Source organism: Paenibacillus kribbensis (genome assembly GCF_002240415.1).
Taxonomy (GTDB): Bacteria; Bacillota; Bacilli; order Paenibacillales; family Paenibacillaceae; genus Paenibacillus; species Paenibacillus kribbensis.
The window spans coordinates 2,827,145-2,840,487 of sequence record NZ_CP020028.1 but is presented as its reverse complement, the minus strand read 5'-3'; the positions used below and the strand labels follow the sequence as shown (position 1 = coordinate 2,840,487).

Here is a 13,343-nt window from a genome sequence, read left to right as displayed (position 1 = left end):
TATACCTACCGAACAGTTGTCGCTGAGAGTTCCTCGGCGACAACTTTTTTTATGGCTTAGTTCTGAAAGTTGATGGATTTCCACACTAGACTTCGCAGTTTCCCTTCAATCAATCACCGTAATGATGGGAGCGTGTGTCGAATGGGTTACGTAGTCTGATTTTTTTTGTTGATACGTTTCCTAATAAGATGAACAACGAGCAGGATTAATGGAAAAGCGAAGGCATAGGTAAGGTCCCAATCTACCCAGTAGGCTGGGATCTCCTTGACGTAGAAAATAATATCTTTCGCAATCAGATGCGACAGTCCGTAAATCATAAACGCTACTGGAAAGATCAATGGCCGATAGGATTTAAGCTTTAATAGCTGAGCTGTCCCCAAGACAAATGCGTAGAAGAACAGCACTGTCTTGAAATAGGTGCTAATGATCCACGTGGTGGCCATTAACGCCTCAATTCGCTGCAAAAAGTTGGCAATGTTGACTCTCTGGGCAAGAATATAGGCAGCGTAAAATTCGTGCTCTGAGAAATATGCCCCGAGTACTGTCAGGGAGAGAAACAAAATGAGGTTGAGTGCAACGCCCCCGATCAATAGGGAGAAATATAAATTGCGGCTTGTATTGCTTTGTTTACGGACATAGGGATACACCATGAAGAACACGCAAATTTCTCCAAAGGGATAAAATACGCCGAACATAATGGTGTGCAGCATGTCAGGAAACGGTGTATTCAAAATAGGATAGATACGCTCTATCTTGACATCGGGGAACAGGAGAACGATTAGGCAAATCAGAAAAAACGCAAAGAACGGGAAAAAAATCTGGGCTGCTCTTCCCAGCGTTTCAAGACCCAGCCGCAAGCCATACACCAGCAGAATAATCGCCATGAAGCGAATGACCCCGCCGGGTGTCGCCTCGTAAATCTGTGTACACATGAAATCTTCGATTTCTCTGACATAGGTGGAGGTTGCAATCAGGTAAAAGAATAAATAGCTCAACGCTACAACTCCACCCACCCATTTTCCTAATACTTGTAATGAAAGCTCGATAATCGTTTTAGTTGGATCAATATTGGATGCAGATACCATCAGCTTTACGCATGCAAGTCCTAGCGGAATACTAATCAAGCCGGCAATCCATGCGTCCTGGTGGGCTCCTGTTGTTATTGCCGCAGGATAAACAAGCGCCATTTCCCCGATGAGTGAGAAAAGCGCAAGCATCATCATTTGAGCTGTACTGATCCGATCTTTTTCAAGATTCATGAGTTACCTCCAAATCTGCTGCAAACTGCCCTTCAAATTTCCTTTTGTCATTTCCTTTAGTATGCGATTTTATTACATAATTATTAATTGATAGTCGAAAAGGAATGTGGAGGAATAATTATCAACTTCTTCTGTCATACTATCTGCAGCTTGCTCACGGAATGCGGAGGTTGCGACATGAAGGATACAATTACGGGCACACTATCACATCGCTTGGAGGACAATGTGGCGCAGTTGGTTCAACTGCTCGGGACAAGCAACGATTTGATCACTAAAGAGCTGCAGTTGGATGAGTCTACGCATATCGCCTTGCTTTATATTGACGGTCTTGTGGATACTCAGGTCCTGCATAACTCCATATTATTTTCACTTCAGGAACGCTGTGCCCCTGAGCAGCTGAGAGATCTTGATGCGAATCAGAAGATGGAGCTTTTGCGAAAACGTGTGCTGATTGCGGGGGATCTGTCCGTCACGCATGACCTTGGACAATTTGTTCATGAGCTGCTATCCGGTAATATCATGGTGCTGGTTGAAGGAACCTCCAGCGCCCTGCGGATCGGACTGCCTGGATGGGAGGACCGCAATGTAGGCGAACCCAGCTCACAATCGGTTGTGCGTGGGCCGATGGAAGGGTTCACGGAAAATTTGCGGACGAACACGGCATTGCTCCGAAGGAAGATTAAAGACAGCCAATTGTGGCTGGAAACCTTCCAGGTCGGTAGGGTGACTCAAACCAGCGTATCCATTATGTATCTCACCAACATCGCAAACCCTGACCTGGTGCAGGAAGTAAAGCGCAGATTGGCCAAAATCGATACAGACAGTATTCTGGAGAGCGGATATATCGAGGAGTTTATTCAAGATACGGCTGCTACGCCGTTCCCCACGATCTATAACAGCGACCGCCCGGATACTATCGCAGCGGGAATCCTCGAAGGCAAAGTGGCGATTCTTGTAGATGGAACACCATTTGTCCTGCTGGTGCCTACCTTTTTTGTCGCCTTTTTTCAATCTGCAGAAGATTATTATCAGCGGGCCGATATCGCTACCTTGCTGCGGTTTATTCGTTTTCTTTCCTTTTTTATTACGTTGCTTGCCCCTTCTTTTTATGTGGCGGTTACGACTTATCATCAGGAGATGATCCCTACCAATCTGGTTATCAGCCTTGCTGCACAGAGAGAAAGCGTTCCTTTTCCTGCATTTGTGGAGGCGATGCTCATGGAATTAACGTATGAGATTCTGCGTGAAGCGGGAGTGAGGATTCCGAAAAATATAGGGCAGGCGATATCCATTGTTGGAACACTTGTCATAGGCCAGGCGGCGGTTGCAGCGGGGTTTATCTCTTCAGCGATGGTTATCATTGTATCCATTACGGCTATTGCCAGTTTTGTCATGCCAGAGTCAGGCATGTCGATCGCTGCAAGAATCATTCGTTTTCTACTTATCGGTCTGGCCGGTTTTCTTGGATTATACGGGATTCTATTCGGTATCTTTTTGATCGTGCTTCATTTGGCGGGTCTGCGTTCTTTTGGCATGCCCTATATGAGTCCGATCGGGCCATACCGTTCAGATGATCTGAAGGATTCCATCTTTCGCTTTCCCTGGCCGCTTCTAAAGACAAGGCCGGCAGAAAATATGGTTCAAAACCTTGATCGTCAAAGCACAGCCAAGCGAAAGGAGTCGGCAGATGAGCCCAAAAAACCGTAAAACTATTTCGCGACTGCTGCTTGCCCTTTTGGTCCCTATGCTGATCAGCGGTTGCTGGGAAAGACAGGAGTTAAACGAAATGGCTTTTGTGCTGGGAATGGGGCTAGATAAGGCTGAATCTGGCTATAAGGTTACGCTGCAGGTGGTTATTCCTTCAGCAATTGCCTCGCAGACGGCAGGAGGGGCGGGAGGTGGCGGGGTGCCGGTGATTGTATCTACCTTCACGGTACCCACGATCTATGAAGCCCAGCGCAAGTACAGTCTCGAAAGCGCGAGAGCCAGCTACTATGGGCATATCCGTATACTGGTGATCGGAGAGGAGCTTGCCCGGGCTGGAATTGGCGAGGTACTTGATATGCTGAAACGGAGCCGCGAGCCGCGTAATGATTTCTACGCTATGGTCGCCAAAGACACCACTGCCGAAGATGTCCTGAAGGTCCTTACCCCGCTAGAGAAATTGCCAGCAAGTAAATTGTATAATTCCCTGGACCAATCATATAAGGCATCGGCCAAAACAGTCGCTGTTTCTTTAAACGAATTTATTGAAGATTTTCTGTACGAAGGGACGAATCCGGTGTTGACCGGAGTAAAGATGTCCGGTAGTGTCAGTGAGGGCGAAAAGAAGAGCAATGTGGAAGATAGCTCGCCTACAGCCAGATTACGTTACAGTAATGTAGCCGTATTTCGGAAAGATAAGATGATCGGGTGGTTAAGTGATAACGAGACGATCGGCTACAATTATGTCACCAATAATGTTGTTAAAAGCTCAGGGCCTGTACAAGGAGACGACGGACGACCCATCGTTATTGAAGCACTTCATACAGACACCAAACGAAAAGTCAAGATTATTGACGGCAAACCACATATTTACATCCATGTAAAGGCCTTGTGTAATGTTGAAGAAGTCATGAGCAAAGATAATCTGGAGGCAGAGCGTGTGATTACAGAGCTGGAAAGAAAATCGGAAGAAAAAATTATCTTTCGGATGAAAACGGCAGTTGAGCAAATTAATGAGCGCTACAATGTGGATACTATGGGCTTTGGACAGTTGATCTATCGTGCCAATCCCCAAGCTTGGGCCAGGCTGCAACGGGAAAAAGGGGACAATTACCTAAAATCGCTACCCGTCCATTACAAAGCCAGCGTGACGATTAACCGGATTGGCATTACAGACAAATCCTTTCTTCAAGATATTAAGGAGTGAGCGCAATGGTGTTACTGCTTTTTCTGGCTGCAGCGGCGGCTTGTGCGATCATCGATGTGCCTTTGCTGAGACGAGGGAGCAGGCGCCGAGACTATCTGGTCTGGGGCTTGTTCTGGATCATGGGCATTGGTGCAGTGGTCTGCTCCTTATACAAGATCAATGTGCCGAGCCCATTGCTACTGGTCATAATGATCTATAAACCGGTTAACAATCTGTTTACATCCTGGTTTTATTAGGTTGGTGAACGCATGTAGGGCAGTTGATGATGTCCTTCGTCATTGGGGTAAAGTGACAGACTTGACTTGAGCAGAGGTATTTCCGTACATATCCTTGGCCAGCACGAGAATATGCAGCGTATCGGCTTGGGAGGCCCCAGCCTGTTTGTATTTAGCAGTTGGAAGTGTTGCTGACCAATTGGCTTTATCTTCTGTAATAACGACACGAATGCCATTGACATAAACTTTGAGCTGCGCGATAGCGCTTTGATCTGTGACTGAACCGTCCAAAGCGAGAACATCGTCCTTGATCGAGGCATTCAACTTAAGCACAGGGACTTCTGTTTCCTTGCGTTTAGAGGGTGGGAGCACAGTTTGCGGGTTATAGGAGAAGGTTTCATTTTCAAGCGCTGGTGTACGCGTTGCGATAGGACGGTTTTTTGTCGCCTGCTCATAGGAATAAGCGTAACGCAACAGGTCATTATCGCTGTATGCGGCACCCGCCATCGTCAGGTTAACGGGCATACCGGTATCCTCCATCGCGCCCATGCTTACGGACACACTTGGGATCCCATATTCGCGCAAAATGTAATTCGTATTGGAGAAATAGTTTCCATTCTCCCAAGCTTCTTCATAGGACGTTTCATTCACATCGGAATCGGCTTTGCCGATATTGGAATTTGCCGGGAACGCTATGAAATCAAGGTCGTTCTGCTTCATCCAATCCTCAAAATCAATCTTTCGAACATTCTCAAGCCCCTGCAGTGCTTCATAAAATTGTGGAATTTGTTCGTATGGGGTGACCCCTTTTTTTATGGTTTCAATGAACGCGTCGTATCGACCAAGATCTCTGCCACGTTTGGCATCTACCGTACCTGGCGGATTCGGGAAAACGGTTGCAGGGTCGATATTAGCCCATGACGGGAAGTTCGGATCGCCCACGCTTTTGAGGAATTCCTCAGCCGCATAAGGATTAAGCAGCCCAAATTCCTTATCATGCCATTTTACTGGCATCAAACCGCGCTCCTCAGGTGTTTTTGCTGTTGCACGGTCTTTCTCGCTATTCGCCTGCAGGGGGAAATCTACTTCCACAACTTCAGCTCCAAGAGCAGTTAAATCCTTTGCAGCTTTTTCCCATAATACTTGTATCGAAGGTCTGAATTTGATTGGATTTGAGCTCTCATGGTCCTTACCGATATAAATTTTCGGAACGCCAATACGTTTACCCCTCAAAGCTTGGGTGTCTCGCAGCTCTAAATAGGATCTCGGACGGACGCTGTTGACAGAAGGTAACTGAACGGCTTTCTGTTCTCGCCAAAAATCACCTTTGGTGATCTTATCCTCTGCAACGATCACGTCAAGCAAGCGCAGCATGTCCTCGACAGTTCTCGTATGCGGGACAACGACATCCCGTATAGGGAAGAGCGGCCAATTCCCACGAATGGAGATCAGACCCCGCGATGGCGTGTAGGCAATTAAACCATTGTTAGATGCTGGTGATCTTCCAGAAGATACCGTTTCTTCTCCCATGCCGAATGCAGCAAGGTTGGCGGCTGTTGAGACGCCGGATCCGTTAGAGGAGCCAGAGTACCAGGCTGCAGCCAAATAATCCGAATTGTATGGACTTTCAGCACGGCCATAAACGCCTCTTTGCATCCCTCCCGCTGCCATTGGCGGCATGTTGGTTTTGCCGATCAGCACACCACCGGATTCGCGTATCTTTTCTACTGTAAAGGCATCGTCCTTTGCGGTCAGGTTTTTGAAAGCCGGTGATCCAGAAGCGACAGTGAGTCCCTTAACCTGGTAGCTGTCTTTAACCGTGTAGGGTATGCCTAATAGAGGTTCGGTAGTAATACCCTGAGCCCTTAGTTGATCAGCCTGAGCGGCTTCTTTTAGTACGTCAGGGTTCAGGACAGGGATGGAATTCAGCCGAATGCCACTAGAATCATAAGCATATACCCGGTTAAGGTACATGGCTGTGAGCTCGACACTCGACAGTGCCCCTGAATTCATCGCGTCCTGCATCTGAGCAATCGTAGCCTCTTGCAATTGAAATGTAACCAGGGAGGAGGTGGGTTCACTATTGATTTTACTTGAGGACGAGGACGAAGGGGCGGCGGATGCAAGTGAGCATCCCGTGAGAGTTAAAATCATACCAGCTGCGATCCATTTGCAATAGCTACCGATTACATTCCCTGTATTCGCTTTTACCGTTCGTGCGCACATAGCATTTTCACTCCTTAAGAGGGGTAGGACCAGAAATTGGACAATGTCAGTTTTTTATTATGCTACTTCAAAGATAGATCAAGATTCAAGCTAAACAGGTTATTTTTCTAAAGGTTTTTGAAAATAACTTCTAAATGTTGGTAATTAATTATCCAAATCCGGAAACAAATTAGAAATAATGTAGATGAATATGTGGGAAAATTGAATTTTTCAGCCGCTGATATCGGAGGACAAGACATAGTCGCATAAAAAGTCGCCAAAGTGGCGGCTTTTTTGTTTTAACGATACAAGTTCTTGTCCCTGGCAGAGGACAAGAACTTGGTATCATAACCGATTAGGTGAACTAATTGTATGGATAAAAAGCACTTCAACTATATAAATTAAGGGTTACTTGTTACGGATTATAAGCTCTGTGACGTGGGGCGGACAATCAGTTCGTTTATTGTCACATTAGTCGGCTGCTGGATCGCAAACAGCACGGTGTTGGCAATGTCGCCTGGGTCAAGTTGGTCCCATTCCTGACTTCCTAATTTCTCCAATGTAGGATAAATCGAGTTGTCGGTAATAGTGCTGTACAATTCGGTTTCCACTGCACCAGGGGAGATGAGGGTCGTCCGAATATTCTGTTTGGCTCCCATTTCTGTCCGCATGCCTTCCGTGAACACCCGGACTGCATGTTTGGTTGCGCTGTAGACGGAGCTGGAAGGAAAGGTCAAGTGTCCTGCAATAGAGGAGAAATTAATGATATGTCCCTCATTGCGTTCTTCCATATGCCTGTACACTGCTGCCATCCCATAGAGGACGCCTTTTATGTTCACATCAATCATGCGACCTTTAAATGTCTGAAAAACGAAAGTGGCATGATCCCAGCGTTGTTAATCATGATGTCGATTTGGCCGTAGGTTTTTATTGCTGCTTCCGCCAGCGACTCAACGTCGGCACGAGAGGTTACGTCCGTCACTTTGTAGCTGGCTTCACCTCCAGTGTTGCGGATTTCATCCGTCAGCTGCTGTAAACGGTCTTCACGGCGGGCTGCCAGCATAACTTTTATGTCGTTTTTAGCAAGGAGCTTGGCCGTAGCTGCCCCCATTCCGCTGCTGGCGCCTGTGATGATGGCTACTTTTGTATTCATATCGGATTCCCCTTTGTTTTTTGTAGCCAGTCGTTACTGGCTCGACTTTAGAGTACCAAGTGGAGTCAACTGTAAGTCAAGCCCTGGTCAAAATCAGTGACACAAGTTGAGAAACCTTGAATAATCGCTGTTTATATGAAAATTTAAAATAAATTTCACCAAAAACGGGGAAAAACAAGGGCAAATTGTTTAGAGTAGACTCTAAGAAATTTGCCCAAAAAAGCGCGTGACCCTTCCGATGAGCACGCTTGGTTCCGATAGAAACACTTATAATGAGGCTGGTCTAGGGCATCATTTTCGATAATTCTTTTTCCTGCACATCGTATAACGCCAGTTTGTAATTGATCTGCTCCAAATATTTGTAAGTTTGCAAGAGATCTTTCTCTACTTTTTTCTTATGTTTAAGCATCATTTGTTTGCGAGATTTGAGTGTGCTTTCGCCTTCCAGGTATAAATCCACATATTGCTTGATTTCGACAAGCGGCATACCGGTCGACCGCAGCGCCAGAATAAAATACAGCCACTCCAGGCTTTCTTCATCGTATAAGCGATTTCCGCTCGGATCACGTTTAACACCAGGCAGTATACCTTCCCGCTCATAATAACGAAGCGTGTAAGCAGAGATGCCTGTACTATCTGAAACTTCCTTAATTGTGGACATGTTCTTTCCTCCTTTCATGTATCAAAGCCTTGCTGTCGCGTCTGATTGCGGTATTGCAAAGGTGTTACAGAAGTGATTTTTTTGAACTGCTTGCAAAAGTAAGAAGAGTCGGTAAAGCCGACAAGGGATGCGATTTCCCCAACGGAGTGACGTTCTTCTGCCAGGAGCTTCATTGCTTTTTGGACCCTGATGGAGAGCAGCAATTGCAAAGGGCTCAGTCCGTATTTTTTCTTGACGGAGCGAATGATATGAGCCGGATGAAAGGAATACTTGGCGGCAAGCTCGTTCAAATCGAAAGCGTTCTGATAATGCGAAGAAAAATAATCGAAAACTTCCTCAGCCAGTTCCTTTTCTTTTTCGTGTTCTCGTAAATCGCAAAAAATCGTTAGTATTTTCAGAAATAACTGCTGGTATTCGATCTGGGATTTTGTCGATGAATAAAACAGCTTCTCATTATGATATTTGTCAATTTTGACTTGGGAAATGCTGTCCATATAATTCTTGAGGATTTCGTGCAGACTGTCGTCAATCCTTCCGTATTGGGGAAGCGAAATATAAAATACATCTTTTTTATAGTATTTCGTTTTGTTCATTTTGGAATCGACATGTGTGATGGGATTCTCAGAATAGAAGAAATCTCCCGTTGTATAAAAATGAACCCAGGAGAAGGTCGTATCGGAAGTACAGGCTTTGTAGCCTTTATGCAAGTTGCCAGGTGTCAAAATTAAATATTGGCCGGGCTCGATCGTATATTTGCACCCATCCTCTTCCAGATAAAGAGCTCCCGAAAAGACGAATATCAGGTCAAAGGTATGCTCAAGAACGCGACGTTCGTGAAGATCTCCTTTTCGGAACAGCGATATCCCCCCGACGATAAGATGAGGCAAGGGAGGACAACTGAAATGGATGTATAGCAATTCTGCCACCTCAAATCAATTTTATTATATAAACCATAGCATAAAAACGTCGGAATGATCAATAAATTCAAAATTCAGGCTGGAAATAAGTATGATATTCACGAATCAAAAAAAATGAAAATGATAATAATGTTATATTTTTAAGGCTAATAATATTATATTTTTTGTTTATTTTAATGATTTTAATCCCCCTTCCAGGGTGTCATACTTATATCAATAAGTCGGTCCGCTTAAAAAGTTTAGCGCTTTCATTCAGTCGACGGAATGAGCCTATTATTCATATTTACCTGGGGGGAAGAAGGGTGCAAGTCTTAAAAAACTATAAATTCTCGATTATACTGCTGGCTGGAGTTTTAGTGGGCGCGATCGCTGGCACGATTATGGGTGAAAAATCCGCAGTCCTGCAGCCCTTTGCAGATGTTTTTCTGAACATGGTATTTGTGATCATTGTGCCGCTGGTGTTTGTATCTATAGCCGGTTCTATAGCGAGCATGACCAATTTGAAAAAGCTGGGGAAAATTTTGGGCATTTTCTTTTTGGTGGTGGTGGTTACGGGCATCATTACGGCTATTTTGGCATTGATCACCGGTCTGATCTTTAATCCGGCCCTGAACGCTGAAGTTAGCTTTGGAAAGGCAGTTCAGGATCAGGCGGCTGCTTCGCTGGACATTGTCGGTTTGATAACTGTAAGCGATTTCGTTGAATTGTTATCCTTAAAGCATATGATGGCCTTGATTGTTTTTGCAATCCTGTTTGGAATTTCCGTAAGCTCCATTGGAGAAGAGGGAGCTCCGGTTTCCAAATTGCTTAATAGTTTATCCTCTGTGTTGAATAAAATTGTTTCCATTGTTATGTATTATGCTCCTGTGGGCATCGCCTGCTACTTCGCGACACTGATCGGAAAGGTAGGCAATCAAATTGTCTGGTCCGTTGCCAGGGCGTCCATTATTTACGTGGCATTTTGTATATTATTTTTCATTCTGTTCTCCTTTTTGGCCACTTATTTTGGCGGAGGTAAAACCGGAATCAAGCGTTTTTGGAAAAATATATGGCTGCCGCTGACCACGGCGATGGGAACATGCAGCAGTACGGCTTGCATCCCTGTGAACAGACTGGCCGTGAAGCAAATGGGCATTCCCGATGAAATCGGCGACATTATCGTGCCGCTTGGCGCAAACATGCACAAAAATGGTGTAGTCGCCGTTCAAATGATCAAAATTATTTTCTTGTTCGGAATTTTTAATATGACGATGGGCACGGGAGATATGGTAAAGGCTGTTCTGGTAGCCTTGATAAGCGGAATTATTGTGGGTACGATCCCAAGTGGCGGATTTATTGGGGAACTATTCATCTGTACCGCCTTCGGCTTTCCGATGGAAGCGGTTCCGATCCTGGTTATTTTGGGAACGATTACAGACCCGCTTTGCACTATGGTAAATGTAACCGGCGATCCGGCCATTAGCATGGTGATTTCACGGATCATCGAAGGCAAGAACTGGATCAAACAAAAAATAGGCGCTGTGACACAGGCGTAGAGTACAGAAAGGCGGATGGGAGATGGAACTGGGGAAAAACGCCGTCGGATCGGCAAGCGCGAAAGAAATAACGGAACTGGACGGCGATGCGATTTATTTGGGAAACTTAAATACTGTAGAAGCCGATTTGAAGCTTCCGCTGATGGGGAAGTATGGTTCTTCCATTCAGTGGGAATCGAAAGAAACACTATTTATAAGTCATACAGGCAAGGTTACGAGACCTACCTTTGGGGTAGGCAACCGGAAAGTTGCCGTTGTCGCAACGTTGACATATGAAGGAGAGGTCACCCGCAAGACATTTGAAGCAACGGTTCTCCAGGAAGAATATAAAGCAAAGATCGTTGCGGTAAATCCACTGACCGTGCGCACGAAAGTTGGGGAACAGCCGGAACTGCCAACCGTCGTCATTGTAAAAAATGATACCGGAAGTTATACCGTAAGCCAGGTTTCCTGGGACCCAGTCAAAGAGGAGGCTTATCGGCAACCGGGATTTTTCTCGATCCACGGTAAAGTGGAAGGAAGTCCATTGAAGGCCATAGTCACCGTTCAAGTGGTGGATAAGGTTGAGGAAACAACGGATCACGTCAAGCGGGTGAAGGAATTTAAGGGTCAAAAGGTAAGTCTGGAGAGGGAAAGTGAATTTGAAGCAGCTATGAACCGTTTCCTGCAGTTTGTACGGTCAGTGAACGATGACCAGATGCTGTATAATTTTAGAGAGGCAGCCGCCATCGACACCAAAGGAGCACAGCCGATGACAGGGTGGGATGCTCCGGAATGCAATCTGAAGGGGCATACCACTGGACACTATCTTTCTGCGCTGGCGCTTGCTTATCATGCCACGGAGGACTCCGCGCTACTCGGGAAAATTCAATACATGGTTGCAGAATTGGGCAAATGCCAAACAGCCCTGTCTGAACAGACGGGCTATGGCCGGGGGTTCCTGAGCGCGTATTCGGAAGAACAGTTTAATCTGCTGGAGCAGTACACAACTTATCCGGAAATATGGGCTCCCTACTATACGTTGCACAAGATTATGGCCGGTCTGCTAGATTGTTACCAGCTTGCGGGCCAGAGGGAGGCTTTGGATATTTGCGATAAGCTGGGCCATTGGCTTCACAGCCGACTAAGCCGGCTTCCGAGAGAGCAGCTGCATAAAATGTGGTCATTGTATATTGCCGGGGAATTTGGGGGTATGAATGAGGTATTGGCCAAATTATATGCGATCACCGGCAATGAAAATTATTTGGTGACAGCGAAATATTTTGACAATGAAAAGCTCTTCCTTCCGATGAAGGAGAATGTGGACACTCTAGGAAATATGCATGCCAACCAGCACATTCCGCAGGTGATTGGAGCCTTGAAGCTGTTTGAGGTTGCGGGGGACAAGGCTTATTACAATATCGCAGAGAACTTCTGGACGATGGTGGCACAAAGCCACATTTATCCGATCGGAGGCACCGGAGAGACGGAAATGTTCAGAGAGCCGGACGCCATTGCCGGTTTTCTCACCGATAAAACGGCAGAAACCTGTGCGAGCTATAATATGTTGAAGCTGACCAAAGAGCTTTTTCAGTTTAACCCGCGCAAAACGTATATGGATTATTATGAGAAGGCGCTTTATAACCATATTCTTGCCTCAGAGAATAGCCAAAAAGCGGAGGGCGGCAGCACCTACTTTATGCCACTGGCGCCCGGATCTATCAAGAAATTCGATACACATGAAAATACCTGCTGTCATGGAACCGGTCTGGAAAATCATTTTAAATACCAGGAAGCCATTTATTTTCATGATGAAGACAGGCTGTATGTGAACTTGTACATTCCCTCTCGACTGGATTGGAGCGAGCAGGGGCTTAGCCTGATGCAGAAGCGGGATCGGGACGGCTTGGAGACAGTCCGCTTTTATATCGAGGGCGGCCCCGAAACAACCCTAATGTTCAGAATCCCCGATTGGGTATCTGAGCCCGTTCAAGTAAAGATAAACGGAGTGCCTTGCCGCGATCTGGAGTATGAACACGGATATTTAATGCTGCACAAAGTATGGAAAAAGGATGAAATCGAGCTGACGCTGCCCTGCTCCTTGAGACTGGCTGACGCTCCCGATGACCACACCCTTAAAAGTCTCACTTATGGACCGTATGTACTGGCAGCAATAAGTCAGGAACAGGATTATATCTCCTGGACATACAGTGAACAAGAATTTCTGGAACAAATCATTGAACAAAAGGATAGTCCTTTGACATTTGTTTTGGATGGCATCAAGTTTGTTCCCTTGTATCAAATTCAGGATCAAAGTTATCATGTATTTTTTAAACTTACCCGCTGCAAAAGGTAACATATACGCATAAGAAGTCGCCATATCGATATTATCCTCTTTAAGTAGACAGTGTCTAAAAACACATTAAAGCCTACTTGGAGGGGATTTTTCATGGGCGAAATACGGAAGACATACATATGCTGCTGACTAACAGTAGACCGGACAATATC

Annotated in this window: 9 protein-coding genes and 1 pseudogene; 5 read left to right on the top strand and 5 right to left on the bottom strand. The window is 45.7% G+C overall.

What is annotated here, in order from left to right; genetic code table 11:
- Window positions 1–146: 146 nt before the first annotated feature.
- Entirely contained in the window at window positions 147–1,259 is a 1,113-nt protein-coding gene (locus B4V02_RS12875; RefSeq protein ID WP_094155087.1) for a GerAB/ArcD/ProY family transporter, read from the bottom strand.
- A 177-nt stretch (window positions 1,260–1,436) separates the two neighbouring features.
- Here B4V02_RS12875 and B4V02_RS12870 point away from each other — a divergent pair, with 177 nt between their 5' ends.
- The 3 genes from B4V02_RS12870 to B4V02_RS12860 are packed head-to-tail and all read left to right on the top strand — an operon-like array spanning window position 1,437 to window position 4,406.
- On the top strand, window positions 1,437–2,966 hold the full coding sequence (locus B4V02_RS12870) for a spore germination protein (protein WP_094155086.1): 1,530 nt from the start codon (window positions 1,437–1,439) through the stop codon (window positions 2,964–2,966).
- Window positions 2,947–4,170: a Ger(x)C family spore germination protein gene (locus tag B4V02_RS12865; protein ID WP_094155085.1), complete on the top strand. Its 1,224-nt coding sequence runs from the start codon at window positions 2,947–2,949 to the stop codon at window positions 4,168–4,170. Before B4V02_RS12870 ends, B4V02_RS12865 begins: the two co-directional genes overlap by 20 nt.
- Before the next feature lie 5 nt (window positions 4,171–4,175).
- Entirely contained in the window at window positions 4,176–4,406 is a 231-nt protein-coding gene (locus B4V02_RS12860; protein WP_007430541.1) for a hypothetical protein, read from the top strand.
- A 39-nt stretch (window positions 4,407–4,445) separates the two neighbouring features.
- Here the strand turns inward: B4V02_RS12860 and B4V02_RS12855 are convergent, their stop codons facing one another.
- From B4V02_RS12855 to B4V02_RS12840, 4 genes and pseudogenes are all read right to left on the bottom strand, one after another.
- On the bottom strand, window positions 4,446–6,611 hold the full coding sequence (locus B4V02_RS12855; protein ID WP_094155084.1) for an amidase: 2,166 nt from the start codon (window positions 6,609–6,611) through the stop codon (window positions 4,446–4,448).
- A 401-nt stretch (window positions 6,612–7,012) separates the two neighbouring features.
- Window positions 7,013–7,743: pseudogene (locus B4V02_RS12850) on the bottom strand (SDR family oxidoreductase).
- A gap of 283 nt (window positions 7,744–8,026) precedes the next feature.
- Window positions 8,027–8,404 carry a MerR family transcriptional regulator gene (locus tag B4V02_RS12845; protein WP_007430544.1) on the bottom strand — a complete coding sequence of 126 codons (378 nt, stop codon included), beginning with the start codon at window positions 8,402–8,404 and terminating at the stop codon, window positions 8,027–8,029.
- 14 nt (window positions 8,405–8,418) lie between these two features.
- Window positions 8,419–9,330, bottom strand: coding sequence for a helix-turn-helix domain-containing protein (locus B4V02_RS12840; RefSeq protein WP_244188510.1), 912 nt, complete (start codon window positions 9,328–9,330; stop codon window positions 8,419–8,421).
- A gap of 293 nt (window positions 9,331–9,623) precedes the next feature.
- Here B4V02_RS12840 and B4V02_RS12835 point away from each other — a divergent pair, with 293 nt between their 5' ends.
- The gene (locus B4V02_RS12835; protein WP_094155082.1) at window positions 9,624–10,856 is read left to right on the top strand and encodes a dicarboxylate/amino acid:cation symporter; all 1,233 of its coding nucleotides are present in this window, start codon (window positions 9,624–9,626) and stop codon (window positions 10,854–10,856) included.
- Between the two features lie 22 nt (window positions 10,857–10,878).
- Window positions 10,879–13,191 (top strand): beta-L-arabinofuranosidase domain-containing protein, encoded by a 2,313-nt coding sequence (locus tag B4V02_RS12830; protein WP_094155081.1) that lies wholly within the window; start codon window positions 10,879–10,881, stop codon window positions 13,189–13,191.
- The last annotated feature ends 152 nt before the right edge of the window (window positions 13,192–13,343 follow it).

What these genes read in the sequence shown, in the direction of transcription:
- B4V02_RS12870 (WP_094155086.1), top strand. Translation starts at nt 1,437, where the DNA reads ATGAAGGATACAATTACGGGCACACTATCACATCGCTTGGAGGACAAT.
- B4V02_RS12875 (WP_094155087.1), bottom strand. Translation starts at nt 1,259, where the DNA reads ATGAATCTTGAAAAAGATCGGATCAGTACAGCTCAAATGATGATGCTT.
- B4V02_RS12855 (WP_094155084.1), bottom strand. Translation starts at nt 6,611, where the DNA reads ATGTGCGCACGAACGGTAAAAGCGAATACAGGGAATGTAATCGGTAGC.
- B4V02_RS12830 (WP_094155081.1), top strand. Translation starts at nt 10,879, where the DNA reads ATGGAACTGGGGAAAAACGCCGTCGGATCGGCAAGCGCGAAAGAAATA.
- B4V02_RS12860 (WP_007430541.1), top strand. Translation starts at nt 4,176, where the DNA reads ATGGTGTTACTGCTTTTTCTGGCTGCAGCGGCGGCTTGTGCGATCATC.
- B4V02_RS12865 (WP_094155085.1), top strand. Translation starts at nt 2,947, where the DNA reads ATGAGCCCAAAAAACCGTAAAACTATTTCGCGACTGCTGCTTGCCCTT.
- B4V02_RS12845 (WP_007430544.1), bottom strand. Translation starts at nt 8,404, where the DNA reads ATGTCCACAATTAAGGAAGTTTCAGATAGTACAGGCATCTCTGCTTAC.